General features: G+C 65.5%; 18 protein-coding genes. 12 read left to right on the forward strand and 6 right to left on the reverse strand.

Annotated features, from left to right (window positions below):
* Nucleotides 1-18 precede the first annotated feature (18 nt).
* The 3 genes from ACVJNE_RS00355 to ACVJNE_RS00365 all read left to right on the forward strand — a co-directional run bounded on the left by ACVJNE_RS00355 (nt 19) and on the right by ACVJNE_RS00365 (nt 2,820).
* Nucleotides 19-483, forward strand: coding sequence for a DUF4126 domain-containing protein (locus ACVJNE_RS00355; RefSeq protein ID WP_499561984.1), 465 nt, complete (start codon nt 19-21; stop codon nt 481-483).
* A complete protein-coding gene (locus ACVJNE_RS00360) occupies nt 480-1,856 on the forward strand; it encodes an FAD-containing oxidoreductase (protein ID WP_499561986.1) in 1,377 nt (458 codons plus the stop codon). The genes ACVJNE_RS00355 and ACVJNE_RS00360 overlap by 4 nt, the downstream gene beginning before the upstream one ends.
* A gap of 61 nt (nt 1,857-1,917) precedes the next feature.
* A complete protein-coding gene (locus ACVJNE_RS00365; protein ID WP_499561988.1) occupies nt 1,918-2,820 on the forward strand; it encodes a M23 family metallopeptidase in 903 nt (300 codons plus the stop codon).
* 58 nt (nt 2,821-2,878) lie between these two features.
* Here ACVJNE_RS00365 and ACVJNE_RS00370 read toward each other — a convergent pair whose 3' ends face one another.
* Nucleotides 2,879-3,742 carry an alpha/beta fold hydrolase gene (locus tag ACVJNE_RS00370; protein WP_499561990.1) on the reverse strand — a complete coding sequence of 288 codons (864 nt, stop codon included), beginning with the start codon at nt 3,740-3,742 and terminating at the stop codon, nt 2,879-2,881.
* 82 nt (nt 3,743-3,824) lie between these two features.
* Nucleotides 3,825-4,952 carry a DJ-1/PfpI family protein gene (locus tag ACVJNE_RS00375; protein WP_499561992.1) on the reverse strand — a complete coding sequence of 376 codons (1,128 nt, stop codon included), beginning with the start codon at nt 4,950-4,952 and terminating at the stop codon, nt 3,825-3,827.
* Between the two features lie 94 nt (nt 4,953-5,046).
* On the opposite strand from ACVJNE_RS00375, the gene ACVJNE_RS00380 reads away from it, so the two are divergent.
* Entirely contained in the window at nt 5,047-6,003 is a 957-nt protein-coding gene (locus ACVJNE_RS00380; RefSeq protein WP_499561994.1) for a GlxA family transcriptional regulator, read from the forward strand.
* A 21-nt stretch (nt 6,004-6,024) separates the two neighbouring features.
* On the opposite strand, the gene ACVJNE_RS00385 is transcribed toward ACVJNE_RS00380, so the two are convergent.
* Both ACVJNE_RS00385 and ACVJNE_RS00390 read right to left on the reverse strand, forming a co-directional pair.
* The gene (locus ACVJNE_RS00385; protein WP_499561996.1) at nt 6,025-8,313 is read right to left on the reverse strand and encodes an acyl-CoA dehydrogenase; all 2,289 of its coding nucleotides are present in this window, start codon (nt 8,311-8,313) and stop codon (nt 6,025-6,027) included.
* 79 nt (nt 8,314-8,392) lie between these two features.
* On the reverse strand, nt 8,393-9,640 hold the full coding sequence (locus ACVJNE_RS00390) for a Zn-dependent hydrolase (RefSeq protein ID WP_499561998.1): 1,248 nt from the start codon (nt 9,638-9,640) through the stop codon (nt 8,393-8,395).
* A 139-nt stretch (nt 9,641-9,779) separates the two neighbouring features.
* Between ACVJNE_RS00390 and ACVJNE_RS00395 the strand changes: the two genes are divergently transcribed.
* From ACVJNE_RS00395 to ACVJNE_RS00415, 5 genes are all read left to right on the forward strand, one after another.
* Nucleotides 9,780-11,336 (forward strand): ABC transporter substrate-binding protein, encoded by a 1,557-nt coding sequence (locus ACVJNE_RS00395; protein WP_499562000.1) that lies wholly within the window; start codon nt 9,780-9,782, stop codon nt 11,334-11,336.
* A gap of 63 nt (nt 11,337-11,399) precedes the next feature.
* Nucleotides 11,400-12,347, forward strand: coding sequence for an ABC transporter permease (locus ACVJNE_RS00400; RefSeq protein ID WP_444727399.1), 948 nt, complete (start codon nt 11,400-11,402; stop codon nt 12,345-12,347).
* Nucleotides 12,344-14,290 carry a dipeptide/oligopeptide/nickel ABC transporter permease/ATP-binding protein gene (locus ACVJNE_RS00405; protein WP_499562002.1) on the forward strand — a complete coding sequence of 649 codons (1,947 nt, stop codon included), beginning with the start codon at nt 12,344-12,346 and terminating at the stop codon, nt 14,288-14,290. The genes ACVJNE_RS00400 and ACVJNE_RS00405 overlap by 4 nt, the downstream gene beginning before the upstream one ends.
* A complete protein-coding gene (locus ACVJNE_RS00410) occupies nt 14,283-15,287 on the forward strand; it encodes an ABC transporter ATP-binding protein (RefSeq protein WP_499562004.1) in 1,005 nt (334 codons plus the stop codon). Before ACVJNE_RS00405 ends, ACVJNE_RS00410 begins: the two co-directional genes overlap by 8 nt.
* A gap of 13 nt (nt 15,288-15,300) precedes the next feature.
* Complete coding sequence (locus ACVJNE_RS00415; RefSeq protein ID WP_499562006.1) at nt 15,301-16,071, forward strand: FadR/GntR family transcriptional regulator; 771 nt, start codon at nt 15,301-15,303, stop codon at nt 16,069-16,071.
* Between the two features lie 6 nt (nt 16,072-16,077).
* Here the strand turns inward: ACVJNE_RS00415 and kduD are convergent, their stop codons facing one another.
* Both kduD and ACVJNE_RS00425 read right to left on the reverse strand, forming a co-directional pair.
* Nucleotides 16,078-16,845 (reverse strand): 2-dehydro-3-deoxy-D-gluconate 5-dehydrogenase KduD, encoded by a 768-nt coding sequence (gene kduD, locus ACVJNE_RS00420; protein WP_499562008.1) that lies wholly within the window; start codon nt 16,843-16,845, stop codon nt 16,078-16,080.
* Nucleotides 16,846-16,915: 70 nt separating this feature from the next.
* Nucleotides 16,916-17,821: a helix-turn-helix domain-containing protein gene (locus ACVJNE_RS00425; RefSeq protein WP_312860643.1), complete on the reverse strand. Its 906-nt coding sequence runs from the start codon at nt 17,819-17,821 to the stop codon at nt 16,916-16,918.
* Between the two features lie 206 nt (nt 17,822-18,027).
* Here ACVJNE_RS00425 and ACVJNE_RS00430 point away from each other — a divergent pair, with 206 nt between their 5' ends.
* From ACVJNE_RS00430 to ACVJNE_RS00440, 3 genes are all read left to right on the forward strand, one after another.
* A complete protein-coding gene (locus ACVJNE_RS00430) occupies nt 18,028-19,050 on the forward strand; it encodes a TRAP transporter substrate-binding protein (RefSeq protein WP_499562010.1) in 1,023 nt (340 codons plus the stop codon).
* A 62-nt stretch (nt 19,051-19,112) separates the two neighbouring features.
* On the forward strand, nt 19,113-19,607 hold the full coding sequence (locus ACVJNE_RS00435; RefSeq protein ID WP_444727406.1) for a TRAP transporter small permease: 495 nt from the start codon (nt 19,113-19,115) through the stop codon (nt 19,605-19,607).
* Between the two features lie 4 nt (nt 19,608-19,611).
* Nucleotides 19,612-20,895, forward strand: a complete 1,284-nt coding sequence (locus ACVJNE_RS00440) for a TRAP transporter large permease (protein ID WP_499562013.1) — start codon at nt 19,612-19,614, stop codon at nt 20,893-20,895.
* Nucleotides 20,896-20,899 lie beyond the last annotated feature (4 nt).

Here is a 20,899-nt window from a genome sequence, read left to right on the forward strand (position 1 = left end):
GCAAGAAAGCACACCGCCATGAGCCTCTATCTGCTTGCCCTGCTCGCGGGCATCGTCACCGGCCTGCGCACGGTAATGGCGCTGGCGGCTTTGAGCTGGGCCGCCTATCTCGGCGTGCTGCCGCTCGGCGGTAGCTGGCTCGGCTGGCTTGGCCATTGGCTGACGCCCTGGCTTCTCACCGCTGCGGCGGCTCTCGAACTTGTCGGCGACAAGCTGCCATCGACGCCCAGCCGCAAAGTGCCCCCTCAGTTCGGCGCACGCCTGGTAGTCGGCGCGCTGTGCGGCGCTGCCATCGGCCTGCCGGCCGGCGCATGGATCGGTGGCTTGCTCGCCGGCCTCCTCGGCGCGGCGATCGGCACGCTGGGTGGCGCGGCGGCCCGCGCCCGCCTCGCCGCGCTGTTCGGGCGCGACCTGCCCCCAGCACTTGTCGAGGACGCGGTCGCGATCGTTGCCGCACTTCTTCTTTTGGGAATTCTCAGGTGACCACCAGCTACGACGCCATCATCATCGGCGCCGGCCAGGCAGGCCCCTCGCTTGCTGCGCGCCTGGCCGGTTCCGGCATGAAGGTGGCGCTTGTCGAGCGCAAGCTTGTCGGCGGCACCTGCGTCAACACCGGCTGCACCCCCACCAAGGCCATGGTCGCGAGCGCCTATGCTGCTCACATAGCCCGTCGCGCCGGCGACTACGGCGTTCGCGGCGTCGGAGAGATCACCGTCGACATGAACGCCGTGAAGGCGCGCAAGGACGCTATCGTCGAAGCCTCGCGCAACGGCCTCGTCGAATGGCTGCAGGGCACGGAAAACCTCACCTTGATCGAGGGCCACGCCCGCTTCACCTCCTCCAACGAACTCACGGTTGCGGACAACCGGATCGCGGCCCCGCGCATCTTCCTCAACGTCGGCGGGCGCGCCTCTGTGCCCGATTACCCGGGCACAGAGGAGATCGGCTACCTCACCAATTCGACCATCCTCGACCTCGATGAATTGCCGGCCCACCTCGTGATCGTGGGCGGCGGCTATATTGGTCTCGAATTCGCGCAGATGTTCCGCCGCTTCGGTGCGCAGGTCACCGTGGTCGAGCGCGGCGCGCGGCTGCTTCCCCGCGAAGACGAGGATGTCGCGCAGGCCATCCACGACATGTTGGTGGATGAGGGCGTGACCATCCGTCTCAACGCCGATTGCATCTCGTTCGAGCGGCGTGGAGACAGCAAGGTCGTGGGCGTGAGCTGCACGCAGGGCGAGCCGGAAGTCGTTGGCAGCCACGTTCTGCTCGCCGTCGGTCGTACGCCCAATACGGACGATCTGGGCCTCGATGCCGCGGGCGTCGAATGCGACAAGCGCGGCTACGTCACCGTGGACGACGAACTGCGCACCAGCGTGTCCGGCATCTGGGCGCTGGGCGACTGCAACGGCAAAGGCGCGTTCACCCACACCGCCTACAACGACTTCGAAATCGCGGCGGAAAACCTGCTCGACAATGCCGGCCGCAAAGTCTCCGACCGACAGACCGCCTACGCGCTCTACACGGACCCGCCCCTCGGCCGCGTCGGTATGAGCGAGACCGAGGCACGCCGTGCCGGTCACTCCATTCTCGTCGGCAAGCGGCCGATGACCCGCGTCTCCCGCGCCAAGGAGAAGGGCGAGACCGTCGGCCTGATGAAGATCGTCAGCGACGCTGCAACCGGCAAGCTGCTCGGCGCGGCGATCCTCGGCGTCGGCGGCGACGAGGCCGTGCACGCCGTGCTCGATCTCATCCATGTCGGCGCGACGGCGGAAACGCTTCGGCGCGCCGTCCACATTCATCCCACCGTGGCCGAACTGCTGCCGACGCTGGTGGCGGAACAGAAGCCCGCCTGACGCTCAAGGCCTGAAACCCGACTGGCGGGAACGACACCATGTCGTCTAGCGTTGGCGGCACATGATTCTTGTCGTCGTCATTCTTCTCGCCGTCTGTATCGGCATACCTTTGGGCTATGCTTGGCGCATCTGGCGCCTGTCGGAACACTCCCGCGTTGCATGGCTGCTCGTGGTCGCCGACTCTGCCGTCTTCGTGGCGCTCGTTATGCTTGTCGGCCGATGGGATATTGCCGGCTACTATACACGCTTCGTGCTGCTGGCCCTGCTGGCGGTGGCCGTTGTGCTTTCATTGCTGCGCCATGCCCGCCTGCCGTGGCTGCCGGCTGACGGCACCTCGATCTGGCGCCAGCACTGGCCCACGGCCGGCTCGCTGGCGCTGTTTTGCGCAGCGCTGGTCTACGTGCTTCTGGGCCTGCGGACGCCGGCCGGCACGCGAGACCTGGCGTTTCCGTTGCAGGGCGGCACGTTTGTTGTCGGGCAAGGTGGCAGCATCACGCTGTTGAACCACCATGCCAGCCATAGCGAGCAGCGCTACGCTGCCGACATCACCGCGATCGGCCCCGCCGGCTTCCGGGCCAGTGGCATCCTGCCCCAGGACGTTGCCAGCTACGAGATTTATGATGCTCTGGTCGTGAGCCCTTGCGAAGGCACGGTGCTGGCTGCCGTCGACGGCTTGCCCGACCTCCCGCCGCCCGAAAGGGACGGAGACAATGCGGCAGGCAATCACGTCGTACTCGACTGCGGCGACATCGACGTCGAGATCGCGCATTTGCGGGAGGGCTCGGTGGCCGTCGAACCCGGCGACACCCTGGTGGTGGGAGTGCCCATCGGCCGCATTGGCAATTCCGGCAACACGACCGAGCCGCACCTTCATATCCACGCGGTCGATCCGCAAACGCGAGACGGCGTGGCCGTCACCTTCGACGGGCGCTTCCCCGTCCGCAATCGCATCTACCGCAACTGAAAACGGGCGACCGTCGCCGGCCGCCCGTCATTGTTCAGCAAGCTTGTCTGCCCGCGTTTTATTCGAACATGCCCTTCGGCGTCTCGCCTTCGAGGAACGGTTCAATGAAAGCGTGCAGAAGGTCGACCTGGCCGATGACCGCGGTATGCGAGGTCGCCGGCAGCACCGCAAGACGCGATTCCGGCAGCGGCTTGCCCATGTCGCCCATGGCTCCGCCGCCCAGCAACCGGAACATCGCCACCGCGTGCTCCAGCGTGCTGACGTCGGCGTCGCCCGAGATGATGAGCACCGGCGTTTCAAGATCTTTGACGTCGTCTTCCCATGCCATCGGCTCGTGCTCGAGCTGGATCAGCTTCTCGACCAGCGCGGGGAAGCCGTCGGGATTGGCTGCAAGCTCGCGGTATTCGGCGGCAAACGGCATGTCGAGGAACATCTCCACGGTCATCTGCGGAATGAACGCCGTAAACTCCGGCTGCCAGCCTTTGGCGTCATAGGCGACGGAAGCGGCCGCCAGCTTGTTCACCTTCTCTGGATGACGGATGGCAAGCTGCAGGCCCGCAGCGGCCCCCATCGAATAGCCGAACACATCGGCCTTCTCGAGGCCCACCGCATCCATGAACGCAGCCACGTCATCCGCAAGGTTAGGGTAGGTGATCGGCCGGTCTATGTCGCTCGTACGGCCGTGCCCCTGGAACTCCAGCGCATAGACCTTATGGGTCTCGGCCAGCTTGCCGACAATGCCGCCCATCGAGGGAATATTCATGTAAGCGCCATGAAGCACGACCAGCGGGTCGCCCTCGCCGGACACCTCATAATACATCTGCATCCCGTTGACCTCGACGCGGTCACCCACCGGCTCGGTCTGTGCGAAGGCGGGGGCGGTCATCAGCAGGATGGCTGCGGCAAAAGTGGTGCGGAACATGGTCGTCTCCTCGGATATTCGGTTTGGCTGCCACTAGGACGCACGACGCAGCCACCTCCCGACACTCGACCCTGAACTTTTTCTAGCGAGGGTATTCGAGCTCCATGGCAACCACGTCGGTCGTGCGTCGGCCATAGCGCTGCTCGATCGCCTGCAAGGTTGCATCGAGCGCCTGCGCCGGCTTCGCATCCGAGAAATCGGCGACCCGTTCGTCGCCTCGCCAGCTTCCCGTTCGATCGGGCACGATCCGCGCGCCGTTTCTGCTTGTGATCGGCCCCTCGGCAAAGGTCCGCGCTTTCGAACGGTAGGTCCGCGACCATGCATCGGCAACCAGCGCCAGCGAAACCTCGTCCACACCCTCCTCCAGCGCAATGGCGAGCTGCTCGCGATTCCAGAACGTCGCACTGTTGCCGATCACGGTCCGCGCGAAACTACGGTTGAAACGGAAGGCACCGCTGGCATGGCGCGCGTCCCACGTATCGACGCCGAGACCCCGCGCGACTTCCACGGCCTTGTCCCGCCCGGCAATTGCCTCGATCAGCGTCAGCATCATCGGCATCGACGCTGTGATGCCGGTCGTCGTCGCCACGTTCCCGTCGACAACGAAGCGCCGGTTGGCCACGTGTTCGATGGTCGGGCTGCGCTTGAGCAGTTCGGTGAGGTAATACCAGTGTGTGGTGGCCTGCCGCCCATCGAGCAGCCCGGCCGCCCCCACCACCTTGGCCCCGACGCAGACGCCGATGACGATCGCGCCCTTGGCCGACTGTCCCCTGATCCAGTCGAGTGCGGCCGGGTCGTCGTCGCGGCTCATCGCCGGCACGATCACATAGTCCGCGCCCTCGGGATATTGTGCGTCGAAAGCCGCGATCGTCGTATCCGGCTCCACCGTCAGCGCCGGATAGAGCGAAACCGGCCCCTCCTGCGTCGCCACCAGCGACACGTCCGCTATGTCCGCGCGGCGCAGGATACCGTAGGGCATCAGATAGTCGGTGGTCTCCGTGGCGTCGTTGATACCGATGATCGCGATCACCGGCCGCTCGCGCTTGGGCGGCTTCAGCGCCGCCAGCATCGCCTGCGTTTCCTCGGGCGGCACCGCCGACGCCGCCATGGCGGGCGGAGCCGGCGGCAGGCTGTAGAGCCAGCCCAGCCACGCTAGGGCGGCAACGGCAACCAAGCCCAACACGCCCAGCGAAATCATCTTCACGCTCATCCTGCGTCTCCATTACCGCAAACCGCGAAACTTGACGCCAATTCTACCGCTGCTACGATTTGGCCGAAATGACATAAATCAGGCAAAAACTGCCATGAGCCGAGCCGTTGCCATCATCCTCCATCCCGGCTTCCAGATGCTGGACGTGACCGGGCCGGTCGCCGCTTTCGAGATCGCCAACCGGTTTCGCCCTAGCAGCTACACGCTGACCGTGCTCGCGCCGGAAGGCAGCGGTCGGGTGCAAAGCTCCTCCGGGCTCGATCTCGACGCCGCGCCGCTCGACGACGCCGAATACGACACGGTTCTGGTTTCGGGCGGTGAGATCGTGCGGTCGATGGCCGCGATGCAGGAGATCGTCGGCTGGCTGCCGCAGGCAAAGGCGCGCCGCATCGCAAGCGTCTGCTCCGGCGCCTTCTTCCTGGCCGAAGCGGGCCTGCTGGAGGGCCGTCGCGCGACCACGCACTGGGAAAGCACCGAACACTTCGCACGCCGCTACCCGGATATCCGGCTGGACGCGGAACGCATCTTCATTCGCGACGGCGATGTCTGGACGTCCGCCGGCATCTCGGCCGGGATCGACCTGACGCTTGCCCTTATCGAGGATGATCTGGGATCGGACATTGCCCGCCGCATCGCCCAGCAGCTCGTCGTGCATCAGAGGCGACCGGGCGGTCAGTCACAGTTCTCCGCGATTGTCGAGCTGGGTGGGCGCAGCGGCCGCTTCGCCGCGCTGATCGACTGGATGCGCGCCCATATCGCCGAACCTTTGACGGTGGAGCGTCTTGCGGATCGCGCCGCGATGAGCCCCCGCAATTTCGCGCGCGCTTTTACTGCCGAGACCGGCACAACGCCGGCCAAAGCGGTAGAGCGGCTACGGCTGGAAACCGCAAGAACGGCGGTGGAATCGAGCGCGCGCCCGCTCGACGAGATTGCCGTATCGGCCGGCTTCGGCGATCCCGGACGCATGCGTCGCGCCTTCGTTCGGCAGTTCGGCCTGCCTCCGCATTCAATGCGCCGCGCCGCACGCCAGATGCCCCAAACGGGCCAATAACGCCGGCGAGCGGTCTGACGGCTATTCGGCCGCGAGCCGCCGCGGCTTTGCCGCACGCGTACGCTTCGGCGCCGGCTTTCGATGCTGGTCGGCCAGCGGCGAAACCTCTTCCATCGGCCACGCATCCACGGCAACGACGCGCTGAACCAGCTCGGCGGCCGCAGCCAGCCGCCCGAACTCCGCCGCGTCGATGACGCCGCGCTCGCGTGCTTCCTCGGGGTCGCGGATTTCCGCGGCCCGCATCTTCTTTTCGATCGGCTCCACGTCCATCACCGCCTGGAAGGCATGTTCCAGATCCTTGAGCGCATGGGTCTCGTGGCCTTCGCCGAGATAGAGCCCCGGCGTCAGGCGATCACGCTGCTCCGACGGTGTCATCAGCGTCTCGGCCACCTTGTCCGTCAGCCTGTCGGAAGGCGCGCGATAGGAAATGCCGAACGGGAACGCAACGATGCGCGTCGCCCAGGCCGCCCAGCGCGCCGGCAGATTGTCGAGCACGCCATCGAACGCCGCACAGATGCGCTCCTCGCCATTCACCATGATGTAGTCGACGATGGGACGGTCGATCTTCTGCCGGCCCTCGTCCTCGTAGCGCTTCAGCACCGCGCCCAGCAGGTAGAGTTCGGACAGGATGTCGCCCAGCCGCGCCGAGATCAGTTCCTTGCGCTTCAGCGCGCCGCCCATCGTCAGAAGCGCCAGATCGGAGATCAGCGCGAAGGCCGAGGCATAGCGCGAAAGCCGCTGCCAGTGGTGCGGCATGCCCACATCCTTCGGCGACGGTGCAAACAGCGCGCCCGACCAACCGCGCAGGAATGCACGTCCGGCATTGGCGATCGAATGCCCCGCATGCGCCCAGAAGCTCCGGTCGAATGCGTCGAGGCCCTTGTCCTTGTCGGCCTCCGAAAGCGCCTCCAGTTCCCTCAGCATGTAGGGATGCGAGCGGATCGCCCCCTGGCCGAAGATCATCAGGTTGCGTGTGAGGATGTTCGCGCCTTCGACCGTAATGCCGATCGGCACGGAGCGATACTGCCCGCCCATATAGTTGCGCGGGCCGTCTATGATCGCCTTGCCGCCATGGATGTCCATCGCCTTTTCGATCGACTCCCGCATGCGCTCGGTGGCGTGATACTTCATGATCGCCGAAATCACCGACGGCTTCTCGCCGCGGTCGAGCGCGGCCACCGTCAGCCGCCGCGCCGCGTCGATCAGGTAGGCGTTGGCGGCAAGGTCGGCGAGATGCCGGCGGATGCCCTCGAACATGCCGATCGGCACGTTGAACTGGCGTCGCACGCGCGAATAGGCGCCGGTCGCCCGCGCGCACATTGCCGCCGAGGCCGCGGACTGCGAGGGCAGCGAAATCCCGCGCCCCGCCGCCAGCGCCGTCATCAGCATCTTCCAGCCCTGCCCGACCTGTTCCTGGCCGCCGAGAATCCAGTCGAGCGGGATGAAGACGTCCTTGCCGTAGAGCGGTCCGTTCTGGAAATGGGTGAACTGCGGGATATGACGCTCGCCATGGTTCACGCCCGGCGTCGCTGTCGGCAACAGGGCAACGGTGATGCCGCGCTCCTTCTCGCCACCGAGCAGCCCGTCAGGATCGAAGAGCTTGAAGGCCAGTCCCATCACGGTCGCGACCGGACCCAGAGTGATGTAGCGCTTGTGGAAATTCAGGCGAATGCCGAGCACCTTGCGGCCCTCGTGCTTGCCGTATTCCACGATGCCGCTGTCGGTCATCGCCGCGGCATCCGAGCCCGCATCCTCCGATGTCAGCCCGAAGCAGGGAATCTCCGAGCCGTCCGCCAGCCTCGGCAGCCAATGGTCCTTCTGCGCCTCGGTGCCGAAATGCATCAACAGTTCGCCCGGCCCGAGCGAATTCGGCACCATGACGGTGACGCCGGCCACCACGCTCGCCGATGAGATGGTCCGCACCACCTCGGAATGCATCGTGTTGGAGAAGCCGAGCCCGCCATATTTCTCAGGGATGATCATGCCGAAGAACTTGTTCTTGCGCATGAAATCCCAGACGTCTGGCGGCAGGTCGCGGTCCTGCCAGGCGATCTTCCAGTCGTCGATCATGGAACAGAGTTCGCGCACCGGGCCGTCCATGAACGCCTGTTCGCGCGCCGAGAGTGCTGCGGGCGGCATGTCCAGCAGCTTCTGCCAGTCCGGATTGCCGGTGAAAAGTTCGCCGTCCCACCAGACTGTGCCGGCGTCGATCGCCTCGCGCTCGGTGTCGGAAATCGGCGGCAGCACGCCGCCCGCCCAACGGAAGATGGGCCGGGTCAGATAGTCCCTGCGGAATTCTCGGATACCCATGTCGCTCCCTTCGCTCGGTTTGCCAATGCGGAAACCGCCTGAAAGTTCCCGCGCGGCGGCCTGCCACTTTTGGATGCGGTCATTCGCATGCCAGTCGAACGGCGGCAGCCAGCATAAGCCGCGCCCCGGCCACTGCCGCTTCCCAGTCGGTCCACTCGTCCGGCGCGTGGCTCACCCCGCCTCTGCTGGGCACGAAAATCAGGCCCGCCGGCGCGAGTGCCTGCATGGTCTGGGCGTCGTGCCCCGCACCTGAGGGCATCACCATCGACGGCAACGCCAGAGCCTCCGCCTCCATGCGCAGAAGCCCTGCAATCGCCGCATCGAGCATGACCGGTTCGATGCGGCTGCGTTCCACGATCTCATGGGCCAGCCCGTGACGTCCCGCCACCGCCGCGATGCGATCGTGCAGACCATCGCACAGCCGGTCCAGCTCAACGCTTTCCGCATCCCGCACGATGATCGAAAACCGCGCCTCGCCCGGGATCGTATGCGGGAAGTTCGGGCTCAGTTCCACCTTGCCGATGGTGATGCGCGACTGTTCCGTCCCCTTCGCTGAAATGAGACCAGGTATTCCGGCCGCAATCTCGGCCAACCCGGCGAAGGCGTCGGCGCGCATGTCCATCGGCGTGGTGCCGGAGTGATTGGCGATCCCGCGCAGTGTGACGCCGAGATGCACCACGCCCGAAACGCGGTCTGCGATGCCGACTGGAATGGAGGTGCGTTCGAGCACCGGCCCCTGCTCGACATGCAGTTCCAGAAACGCCTTGACCGAACCCGCCGGCCGCGCCGACGCCATCACGCCGGCTGGGCCGAGGTCGTGGCTCGCCAGCGCATCGGCGAGGCGCACCCCGTCGGCATCGGCCGCCGTCTCAAGCCATTCCTGCGTCACCAGCCCGGCCAGCGCCTGCGAACCCAGCATGCCGCCGAAGCGACCTTCCTCCTCGCTGGTGGCGATCACCTCGATGGGGTGGACGAGCGGCAGGCCCGCATCGCGCATCGCAAGCGCGCATTCGAGCGCGACAGCAACCCCGAGCGCGCCGTCGAAAGCACCGCCTGAAGGCACCGTGTCGAGGTGCGAGCCCAGCATCACGCAAGGCGCGCCTTCCGGCCCCAGCCGTCCGGACACGTTCACCGCGCCATCCATTGAAACGCGAAGTCCCTCTGCCTCCATGCGCCCGGCGAACCAGCGACGGACGGCCATGTCCTCGGCCGAAAGCCCCGGGCGGTTCCAGCCCGGCCTGTCCGGCACGCGCCCGAAATCGTTGATCGCGTCGAAGATTGCCTTCATCCGCCGGCCGTCGATCTCCGCCCGTCTTCCGCCTGCCACCGGATCCTCCCTTGCTTCGCGTTGCAGTTCCATCGCTTCAACGGGCTGCAGCTAATTTATATGTATAAATCATTGCCTGCCGCAAATTATAGTGATTAATTATCGCTATAACGCAGCGGAACGACGAACGGAGATACCCATGAGACGCGTACTTGCCGCGATGGCGGCCGCATGCGCATTGGCGATCGCGCCAGCCGCCTTCGCCCAGACCCCGCCCAATGTGATCGTGGTCGGACAGATCGCCGAGCCGCAGTCGCTCGACCCGCACGCTGTAACGGCGGTCAACGACTTCCGTATTCTGGTGAACGTCTATGACGGGCTAGTGCGTTTTGCCGACGGCTCGCTCGAAGTGGAGCCCTCGCTCGCCGAGAGCTGGGAGATTTCCGAAGACGGGCTCACCTACACCTTCAAGCTTCGCGAAGGCGTCACCTTCCATGATGGCACGCCGTTCAACGCCGAGGCGGTGAAGTTCAACTTCGAACGCATGCTAGACGAGGAGCATCCGTTTCACGACACCGGCCCCTTCCCGCTGGCCTTCTTCTTCTCGGCGGTCGATGAGGTGACGGCGGTTGACGGCACGACGGTCGAATTCAAGCTGAACGAGCCGTTCGCCCCGTTCCTGTCCAACCTCGCCTATCCGACCGGCCTGATCGTCTCGCCGGCTGCCGTCGAGGCAAGCGGCAAGGATTACGGGCGCAATCCGGTCGGCACCGGCGCTTACAAATTCGAGGAATGGCAGGGCAACCAGCGCGTTGTCGTGACCCGCAACGAGGATTACTGGGACGGCGCCCCGGCGCCGGAAGCCATCGTCTTCCGTCCGATCATCGATGCCAACACCCGTGTTGCCGAGATGCTGTCGGGCGGGCTCGACATCATGGTCGAGGTGCCGCCGGATTCGGTCGCCCAGTTCCGCGATGCGCCCGACTTCGAGGTGCATGAGCAGGCCGGCCCGCACGTCTGGTTCCTCATCCTCAACATGAAGGAAGGCCCCTTCGCGGAGAAAGCCGTGCGTCAGGCGGCCAACTACGCGATCAACAAGGAATCACTCGTCACCGACGTGCTGCAGGGAACCGCGGAGGTCGCGGCAGGCCCGATTCCGCCGGCCTTCGCCTGGGCCTACAACGAGGAGGTGCAGCCCTACCCCTACGACCCCGACAAGGCGCGCGAGCTGCTTGAAGAGGCCGGCTACGACGGCGAGGAGATCACCTTCTACGTCACCGAGGGCGGCTCCGGCATGCTCGATCCGGTCGCCATGGGCACGGCGATCCAGGCCGATCTCGCCGCCGTGGGCATGAACGTCAAGATCGAGACCTATGAGTGGAATACCTTCCTCGGCCAGGTGAATCCCGGCCTCGAAGGCAAGGCCGACATGGCCGAGATGGCGTGGATGACCAACGATCCCGACACCTTGCCCTTCCTGACCTTGCGGACCGAGGCATTTCCCTCCGAAGGCGGCTTCAACTCGGGCTACTACTCCAATCCCGAGGTCGACGAACTGCTCAACCAGGCCCGCGTCTCGGTCGAGTCGGAAGAGCGCGCTACCCTCTACCAGCAACTGCAGGAGATCGTGCACGAGGATGCCCCGTGGGTGTTCGTCGCCAACTGGGTGCAGGGCGCGGTCACGACGGCCAATGTCGAAGGCTTCAGCCTGCAGCCCTCGTTCTTCCTGATGCTTCAGGACGTGTCGAAGAACTGACGTGCCAGCCTGCCCGCGCATCCGGCGCGGGTGGGCTCACCTTCGGCGACCCGGAGCGCACCCATGGCAGCCTACATCGCAAAGAGGCTTCTTGCCGCGATACCCGTCCTGTTCGGGCTCACCCTGATCGTGTTCCTGATCATGGCGCTGATCCCAGGCGACCCGGCGACGGCCATTCTCGGCAATTTCGCCACGCCCGAAAACGTCGCCCGCCTCAACGCGCAGCTCGGCCTCGACAAGCCCCTGCCTCAGCGATACCTGATCTGGCTCGGCAACCTGTTCCAGGGCGATCTCGGACGCTCCTTCGCGCTCAACCGGCCCGTGCTCGACGAAGTGCTGGAGCGTTTCCAGGCAACCCTCATTCTCGCGGGCGCCGCACTCCTGCTCTGTTCGATCTTCGGTCTGCTGGCCGGCATCGTCTCGGCTGTGCGCCAGTTCGGCTGGGCAGATCGCATCGTCACACTGCTGGTGCTGATCGGCATATCCACCCCCTCATTCTTCCTCGGCCTGCTCCTGATCCTGTTCTTCGCGGTCGACCTGCGATGGTTCCCGGCCAGCGGCATGTACGCGATCTATGGCGGCGGCGACCTGCCGGACCTGCTCTACCACCTCGTCATGCCGGCAGTGACGCTGGCGGCGGTCGCCACCGGCGTCATCGCGAGGCTCACCCGAACCGCCATGCTCGAGGTGCTGCGGCAGGATTACATCCGCACCGCCCGCGCCAAGGGGCTCAGCGAGCGCCGCGTCATCTACCGCCATGCCTTCAAGGCCGCCCTCGTCAGCGTCATCCCGGTCATCGGCATCCAGGCCGGCTTCGTGCTTGGCGGCGCGGTCTATATCGAGACGGTCTTCCAGTGGCCGGGCATTGGCGCCATGCTGGTCAACGCCATCTCCACCCGCGACATCCTGCTGGTTCAGGGCGGCGTGCTGGTGGTCGCCGCCAGCTACGTCCTGTTCAACCTTGCAGCAGACGTCATTCAGTCGACGCTCGACCCGAGGTTGAGGCGATGAGCGCAACCATAGAAACCGCGAAGCCGGCGCGCGGATCGGGCCGCCCCGACGCCATTCGCCTGATGCTCAACAACAGGCTGGCGACGGCCGGTCTGGTCATCCTCGCATTCATGGCAGCACTAGCGCTGCTTGCACCGCTGCTGCCGCTTGCCGATCCCGATGCGACAGCGCCTGCGCAGCGGCTGCTTCGCCCGTTCGCCGAAGGCCACCTGCTCGGCACCGATGCGCTTGGCCGCGACATCCTCTCCCGCATCGTCTGGGGTCTGCGCGTCAGCCTCGCCGTCGGCATTTCGGCAACGCTCATCGCCGCCTTCTTCGGCTCGCTGATCGGCCTCGTCGCCGGCTACGCAGGCGGGCGCACGGATACGCTGCTGATGCGCGGCATCGACATGCTCATGGCCTTCCCCTACATCCTGCTCGCGCTCGCCATCGTCGCGGTGCTGGGGCCGGGCCTCATCAACGCGCTTTATGCCATCGCTGCCGTCAACATTCCCTTCTTTGCCCGCAACATTCGCGGTGTCACGCTCGGCCTCGCCCGGCGCGAATTCGTCGACGCGGCGCGGCTTTCCGGCAAGTCGCACATGCGCATCCTGACCTCCGAAATCCTGCCCAACGTCATGCCGGTGATCGTCGTGACGATGTCGACCACCGTCGGCTGGATGATCCTCGAAACCGCCGGCCTTTCCTTCCTTGGGCTGGGCGCTCAGCCGCCGCAGGCCGACCTAGGCTCGATGCTCGGCGACGGCCGACGGGTGCTGTTCAATGCTCCGCACGTCGCGCTGATGCCCGGCATCGCCATCTTCCTGCTGGTGATGAGCATCAATCTGCTAGGCGACGGCATTCGCGACGTGCTCGATCCACGGCTGAAGTCCGGCGCTCTGACACGGCCCGTCGCGCGCACCGCCATCGAGCTTCCGGCCGGCGAAAACCACGCCGACCCGGTTCCCGGCGCAGTGCTCGATGTCGCGGGACTGAAGACCCAGTTCCAGATCGGCTCGAAGACGCTTCACGCCGTCGGTGGCGTCGACCTGCTGCTCGGCGAGACGGAATGCCTCGGCCTCGTTGGCGAATCCGGCTCCGGCAAGTCGGTCACGGCCATGTCGATCATGGGCCTCGTGCCCACCCCGCCGGGACGTATCGCCGGCGGCGCCATCCGCCTGAAGGGCGAGGACCTGCTTGCCGCGTCCGACGCGCGCATCCGGCAGTTGCGCGGCGGCGCGGTCTCCCACGTCTTCCAGGACCCGCTCTCGACGCTGCACCCACTGTTCACGGTCGGCGACCAGATCATCGAGGCGATCCGCGCCCATCAGCCGTTCGGGCATGCGCAGGCGCGAGAACGTGCGAAGGAGCTGCTGGCGCTGGTGCGCATTCCCAACCCGGAACAGCGGCTCGACGCCTGGCCGCACGAGCTGTCGGGCGGCATGCGGCAGCGCGTCTGCATCGCCATGGCGCTCGCCAACGACGCCGAACTGCTGATCGCCGACGAACCGACGACCGCCCTCGACGTCACCGTTCAGGCGCAGATCCTCGCGCTGATGAACAAGCTCCGCCACGAAAAGCAGGCGTCGATCCTGTTCATAACCCACGATTTCGGCGTGGTCTCGGCACTCTGCGACCGTGTGGCGGTGATGTATGCGGGCCGCATCGTTGAAACCGGCACCACCGAACAGGTGCTGGAGAGCCCGGCCCATCCCTACACCCGCAAGCTGATCGACTGCGTGCCCGTGCTGGGCGCGCCCGAACGCCGGCTGGATGCGATCGAGGGCCTGCCGCCTTCCGTCGACGACCTGCCGGAAGGCTGCGCCTTCGCGCCGCGCTGCCCGCGCGTACAACCCGAATGCCGGCGCGGTGAGATCGCGCTCGACCCGCTGGGCGGCGGCCGCGCCGCGCGCTGCCTGTTCCCGCTGGTGAACGATACAGAAAGGCCCGCAACCGATGCCTGACGACGCCGCACTGATCGAGATCGACGCCGTCGAGCGTGTCTTTGGTGGCGGCCGCACGCTGTTCGGCGGGCACAAGCCCGGCGTCCATGCCATCCAGCAGGTCTCCCTGGAGGTCCGCCCTGGCGAGACGCTTGGCATCGTCGGCGAATCCGGCTGTGGGAAGTCGACGCTGGCGCGCATGCTGGTCGGGCTCGACAAGCCGACCGGCGGCGCGATCCGCTTCAAGGGCGAGGACGTGGCCGAAGCCGCGCGACGCGATTTCGGCACGCTGGCGCGGCGCGTCCAGTATGTGTTCCAGGATCCCGTCTCGTCGCTCAATCCGCGCAAGACGATCCGCTCGATCCTGGAAGCGCCCCTCATCCATCTCCTCGGCCTCGGCCGCAGCGAGCGCCGGCAGCGGCTGGCCGAGCTGATGGACGCCGTCAATTTGCGCCCTGAATTCCTCGAGCGCTATCCGCACGAATTCTCCGGCGGTCAGGCCCAGCGCATCGGCATCGCCCGCGCGCTGGCGGCCAGCCCCGAACTGATCGTGCTCGACGAGCCGGTCTCGGCGCTCGACGTTTCGGTGCAGGCGCAAGTGCTCAACCTGCTCGACGACCTGAAAGCGCGTTTCGGCCTGACTTACGTCTTCATCAGCCACGATCTGTCGGTGGTCGAAAGCGTCAGCGACCGTGTCGCGGTGATGTATTTCGGCCGCCTCGCCGAGATTGGCCCGTCGAAGGCCATCTTCGCCGATCCGCGACACCACTATACGAGGCTGCTGCTCGATTCGGTGCCGGTGCCCGGCCGTCCGGTGCTGGCGCCTGAGGACGGCAATGCGGAGCTGCCCGATCCTTACGATCCGCCGCCGGGCTGCGCCTTTGCCGCGCGCTGTCCGGCAGCCGACGAGCTGTGCCGGTCGAAGCGCCCCTCGCTGGAGGAAGGCGCGGTGGACAAGGAGCACCTCGCCGCTTGCTTCCACCCGCCGCTCCTGACAGGAGAGAAACGGGCAGGCTGATGGGCGACAAGGGATGACGACGGGAAACACGCCGCTGGTGGTAACGCCGCCGAAACGGCGCAAGCGCTCGGATATGCTCGCGGCGCGCATCCGCGACCTGATTTCCCAGCGAGGCCTGTCCCCCGGCGACCGCATCCCGCAGGAATGGCTGGCCGAAGAGGAGATGAAGGCATCCAAGGGCACCGTCCGCGAGGCGATGAAGGCGCTGGAAACGCAGGGCCTCATCAAGACCCGTACCGGCCCCGGCGGCGGTGCCTTCGTCACGGCCCTGTCGGGCGAGCAGGCTATGGACCTGCTGAGCAATCTCTTCCTCTTCAACCAGCCGGGCATCGCCGACATCTATGCGCTGCGCAAGCTTCTGGAGCCCGAACTGGCCGCTAGCCTTGCAGGCAAGCTCGACGAGCAGGGCATCTCGGCCCTTCAGGCGACGATCAGGCTCTACGAGAACGAGCCGAAGACGGCCGAGGAGGAATTCCGCCAGCGGATCGCCGAACTCGACTTCCATTCGGTCCTCGCCAGCCTCGCCGAGAACCAGTTGCTCGGCTTCGTCTGCGTGTTCCTGCAGACGCTGCTGCGCGATTTGACCGAGTGCCGCGCGATCTATGCCGAGCCGAACCCGCAACTGCGCGAGACCGCGCTCAACTATCAGGTGCGCACGATCCGCCTGCTCAAGGCAGGCGATGCCGAAGGTGCGCGGCGGCTGATGCGCGAGCATATGGAAGACGCCGAGCGCTACATGCTGGAACGCGCCCGCATCCGCAGCCAAGCTTCGCGCGAAAGCTGACAGCGCCTAGCGCGCCAGCCAGCCGCCGTCGACCGGCAGTACCGCGCCGTGGATATAATCGGAAGCATTCGAGGCAAGGAACACCGTCGCGCCGCCCAGGTCTTCCCCCTTGCCCCACCGTCCAGCCGGAATTCGCTTGAGAATTTCGGTGTTTCGGTCCGAATCCTCGCGCAGCGCCCGCGTATTGTTGGTCTCGATATAGCCGGGTGCAATGGCGTTCACGTTGATGCCGCGCGCCGCCCACTCATTGGCAAGCAGCCGCGTCAGGCCGGCAAGGCCGCTCTTTGCGGCGGTGTACGATGCGATCCTGATACCACCCTGAAACGACAGCAGCGACGCGATGTTGATGATCTTGGCCGGCGCGTTCTCCGCAAGCGCGCCCGCCGCGAAGGCCTGGCAGAGGAAGAAGACAGACTTGAGATTGACGTCCATGACGGCATCCCAGTCTTCCTCGGTGAAGTCCACCGCGTCCGCGCGCCGGATGATGCCGGCATTGTTGACCAGTATGTCGGGCCGACCGCATTCCTGCGTAACGCGCGGCATCAGCCCACGTACCGCCGTCATGTCCGAGAGATCGGCCTTGACAGCCGCAAAGCGTCCGCCCTTGCCCTCGATCAGCGCCGCCGTGTCGTCCATGGCCGAACGGCCCGCACCAACAACAGAAGCACCGGCATTTGCCAGCGCGACAGCGATCGCCTGCCCTATGCCGGTGTTCGCGCCGGTCACCAGCGCCGTCTTGCCTGAAAGATCGAAGGGAGATGCGTGCACGGTCATGCCTTCCTGTGGTGTCGGAAGGCCGTAACAGACCACGGCTCGGGCGTCTGCGTCCATCCCCTGCGCGGTGCTACCGGATCGCGTATTTGTCGATCACGGTTTGCAGGTAGGCGGCGGCTTCCGCCCCCTTAAGCGCATCGCCCCACAGCCGCGCGGCGATCTCCTCGTGCAGCGACATCGCCTCAGGTGCCGAGGTTATCAGCGCCACGCCCAGCCGCACATTCGGCTGCTCGCCCAGCCGGAACGGGCTGATTGCTAGAACCGAGCGGTCCGCCTGGCGGAATATCTGGAAACTCGTCGCCGGCACCTGCTCGCGCACGATACCGATCTGGATGCCGATCGGCTGGTCGTTCAGCATCGAGAGGATGTATTCGGCCTCGTTGCGCGCGGCGCGTCTGCGCTCGTCGACGGTCGCTGCCGGCAGGTCGTGCCGTCCCACCATGCCGTGCATGAGGAAGCGCTCGAGATCCGCCGACGAGATCAGGCTGACGATCAGCGGCCGGCGCAACCGGAAGGCGGCCTTACGTTCGCGCAGGATTTCGACGAGCGCATCCACCGCCCGTGCCGACGTCCCGTCGGGATCGACGCCCTCGGGAATCGACTCCTTCAAAACGGTCTTCAGCACCGTGTCATAGCCGTCGGACGTCAGCAGGTAGGACACCGGGCTGAACAGCCCGATGATCTGCTGGCATTCCTCCTCGAGCTGGCGCATCCGCTCGAAGAACGCCGTCGACGTGCTGACATATTCCACGCCGACGCCCATCAGGCTCGGCAGCGAAACGCCGAGTTCGCCGGCGATGTTGGTCAGCGTATCGATCTTGCGGATTTCGCCCTTTTCGGCGCGATAGAGCGCCGCGCGCGACATGTGGAGCTTTTCGGCCAGGGCATCGGGCGTCAGCCCCTTGCCCATGCGATGGGCACGCAGGCGCGCGCCGATGTCGCGGAAGCTGATTGCGTCTTGGTCCGAACTGCTCACATTCTCTCCCGCGCGGGCTCCAGAAGCGGTCCCGTTATCCGGCGACCGACGCATGATTGTCAATGAAACCTCTCATATCCGCCACTTCGGATCAATTATTGGACGCATCTTAAATTCGTCTCATTTTTGAGAATTGCGATTGACAGCCAATCCGCCCCTCCATTACCGTCCATTCTTTCTTGGCCCCAAAAATAAGAGGTGGAACAGTGAACAGGGTAGTCAGCAGGCTCAAGGCAATCGCATTGTCGACCGTTATCGGTCTTTCTGCCGCGTCGGCGGCATGGTCGGCGGATTTCGTCGCCAAGATCGGCCATCTGGAATCCGCACAGCAGTCGCGTCACGTGATGCTGGAGAAGGTCGCGGCCCTCGTGGCCGAGCGCACCGACGGCGCCGTCGAGTTCCAGATTTTCCCGCAGGGCCAGCTCGGCCAGCAGCGCGAGATGACCGAAGGCGTCCAGCTCGGCACGCTTGAGGCAACCGTCGCGCCGGCGGCCTTCCTCGGCGGCTTCAACCCGCTGGTGTCGATCCTCGACATCCCCTTCCTGCTACCGGACGATGCCGAAGCCGCGCAGAAGATTCGCGGCGGCGCCTTCGGCAAGGCGCTGTGCGATTCCTTCTCCACCCGTGGCGTCGTCTGTGTGACGCTGTGGCCGAACGGCCGCAAGCACTTCACCTCCAGCAAGCCGCTGGCCGCCATCGACGACTTCGCCGGCCAGAAGTTCCGCGTGATGGATTCCAACATCCTGATCGAGCAGTTTAACGCGCTCGGCGCCTCGGCAATAGCGCTGCCCTTCGGCGAGCTCTACACCGCGCTGCAGACCGGCGTGGTCGATGCGCAGGAAAACCCGCTCGATACCATCCAGCGCATGAAGTACTACGAGGTCCAGAAGCATCTTGTGGTTTCGGACCACGGCGCGATGGAAGATGTCGTGCTGTTCAACCCTGCGTTCTGGAACGGTCTGCCTGAAGAGCACCGCACCGTCATCACCGAGGCTTTCCAGGAAGTCATTCCCGAGCTCATCGCCCACAAGGCCGAGGCCGTTAAGGCGGCGCTCGCCGAAATCGAGGCGTCGGGCATCGACATCCGCGAGATGACTTCCGACGAAAAGCAGGCCTTCCGCGAGAAGATGTACCCCGCCACGCGCGAGGCCTTCCTCAGCCGCACCGGCGATGAGGGCAAGGCGCTTATCGAGGTCTACGAGCGCGAATACGAAGCCGTAGCGCAGTAAGAACCGATACGCGGCGCCCGCTTCGATAGCGGCGCCGCGCCCCGATCTTCGAGGAACCGGCCATGAAGGCGCTTTCCATTTTGCGGGCCGCCGAGCGGATTGCCATTGTCGCGATCTTTCTCATCATGGTCGCGCTGTACTTCCTCAATGTCGTGGGACGCCAGTTCGGCGGCTCGATGGCCTCCAACCTCGCCTGGATCGAGGAGGCCGTCCGCCTGATGAGCCTGTTCCTCGTCTTCCTCGCCATCGGGCTCGCGCTTGAAAAGGGCCGCCATGTCGGCGTCCACACATGGCGCGACCGCATCGCCGCGAAGACGCGCCTTCCGGTACGCCGCATCATCGACGCGGTCGGCGTGATCTTCAGCCTCTATCTCGCCTGGCTTGGATACCAGATGACCATCTTCGTCCACTCCATGGGCCAGATCAGCCCAACGCTGAACATGCCGATCTTCTGGATGTACCTGGCGCCGACCGCCGGCTTCATCCTGCTCGCGCTGCGCTACGGTCTGAGCTTCTTTGGACTGATCGACCGCTATTCAGCGCAGGACAAGGAGTAGACGCATGTTGCTCGCTATCGTCGTAGCCACTGCCGTAATCCTTCTCGTCCTCGGCTTCGAGATGCTGCTGGTGCTTGGCGTGCCGGCCCTGATGGTCAAGGAGTTCTTCTACGGCACCCTGCCCGACCCGGTCGCGGTGCAGAAGATCGTTGGCGGCATCAACCATTCCACCCTGCTGGCGATCCCCTTCTTCATCCTCGCCGCCGAACTGATGGGCGGAGGCCAGATTTCCGCCCGCCTCACGGGCATGGCCAGCGCGTTCCTCGGACATTTCCGTGGCGGCCCCGGCTACACCACTATCGGCGGCTCGCTTGCCTTCGGCTCGGTGTCGGGCTCCGCTCCCGCAACGGTCGCCGCCATGGGACGCATGGTCTATCCCGACCTGCGCGCCAAGGGATTCAGCGACAAGTTCAGCCTCGGGCTCATCGCCTCGGCCGCCGAGACATCGTTGCTGCTGCCACCGTCCATCACCCTCATCATCTATGGCTGGATGACGGGCACGTCGGTAGCCAAGCTATTCATCGCCGGCATCGTGCCCGGTCTTGTCCTTGCGCTGTCCTTCGCGATCCTCGTAGCCATCGAGGCGCGCAGGAACGGCATCGAAGGCGGAGAGCGCACAAGCTGGCGCGAGCGGCTGAGGGCGGTATCGCGCGCGACCTGGGCGCTGGGCATGCCACTCATCATCCTCGGCGGCATCTACACCGGCTATTTCACGCCCACCGAGGCAGCGGCCGTCAGCGTCGTCTATGCGATCTTCGTCGAGACCGTCATCTTCCGCAGCCTCAACCTGCGCAAGCTCATCGACATCACCGAGCGCGCGGCCCTGTCCACGGCCATCATCTTCATTCTGCTGGCGTTGGGCGGCCTGCTGTCCTACTTCGTCACACTCGCTCAGGTGCCGAGCCACATCCTCACCTTCATCGAAACCGTCAACGCCGGTCCGATCGTCTTCCTCATCATCATCAACGTCGTGTTCCTGGTCGTCGGCATGTTCGTCGATCCCAACTCGGCGCTGCTGATCCTCGTGCCGCCGCTCTATCCGGTCGCCATGGCGCTCGGCATCGACCCCGTCCACTTCGGCGTCATCGTCACGCTCAACATCACGATCGGCATGATCACGCCGCCATTCGGCCTCGACCTGTTCGTTGCCGCCTCGACGCTGTCGAAGCCGGTCATGGTCATCATTGCGGGCATCGGACCGTTCATCGCCGCCAACCTCGCGACGCTGCTGGTCATCACCTATGTGCCGCCGGTCTCCACCTTCCTGCCCAACCTGCTGGTCGGCTGACGGG

Source organism: Mesorhizobium sp. DxT, assembly GCF_058448885.1.

Excerpts from the sequence above, each read along its gene's own strand:
- ACVJNE_RS00355 (WP_499561984.1), top strand. The coding sequence starts at position 19 with ATGAGCCTCTATCTGCTTGCCCTGCTCGCGGGCATCGTCACCGGCCTG.
- ACVJNE_RS00365 (WP_499561988.1), top strand. The coding sequence starts at position 1,918 with ATGATTCTTGTCGTCGTCATTCTTCTCGCCGTCTGTATCGGCATACCT.
- ACVJNE_RS00370 (WP_499561990.1), bottom strand. The coding sequence starts at position 3,742 with ATGTTCCGCACCACTTTTGCCGCAGCCATCCTGCTGATGACCGCCCCC.
- ACVJNE_RS00375 (WP_499561992.1), bottom strand. The coding sequence starts at position 4,952 with ATGAGCGTGAAGATGATTTCGCTGGGCGTGTTGGGCTTGGTTGCCGTT.
- ACVJNE_RS00380 (WP_499561994.1), top strand. The coding sequence starts at position 5,047 with ATGAGCCGAGCCGTTGCCATCATCCTCCATCCCGGCTTCCAGATGCTG.
- ACVJNE_RS00385 (WP_499561996.1), bottom strand. The coding sequence starts at position 8,313 with ATGGGTATCCGAGAATTCCGCAGGGACTATCTGACCCGGCCCATCTTC.
- ACVJNE_RS00395 (WP_499562000.1), top strand. The coding sequence starts at position 9,780 with ATGAGACGCGTACTTGCCGCGATGGCGGCCGCATGCGCATTGGCGATC.
- ACVJNE_RS00400 (WP_444727399.1), top strand. The coding sequence starts at position 11,400 with ATGGCAGCCTACATCGCAAAGAGGCTTCTTGCCGCGATACCCGTCCTG.
- ACVJNE_RS00405 (WP_499562002.1), top strand. The coding sequence starts at position 12,344 with ATGAGCGCAACCATAGAAACCGCGAAGCCGGCGCGCGGATCGGGCCGC.
- ACVJNE_RS00410 (WP_499562004.1), top strand. The coding sequence starts at position 14,283 with ATGCCTGACGACGCCGCACTGATCGAGATCGACGCCGTCGAGCGTGTC.
- ACVJNE_RS00415 (WP_499562006.1), top strand. The coding sequence starts at position 15,301 with ATGACGACGGGAAACACGCCGCTGGTGGTAACGCCGCCGAAACGGCGC.
- kduD (WP_499562008.1), bottom strand. The coding sequence starts at position 16,845 with ATGACCGTGCACGCATCTCCCTTCGATCTTTCAGGCAAGACGGCGCTG.
- ACVJNE_RS00435 (WP_444727406.1), top strand. The coding sequence starts at position 19,113 with ATGAAGGCGCTTTCCATTTTGCGGGCCGCCGAGCGGATTGCCATTGTC.
- ACVJNE_RS00440 (WP_499562013.1), top strand. The coding sequence starts at position 19,612 with ATGTTGCTCGCTATCGTCGTAGCCACTGCCGTAATCCTTCTCGTCCTC.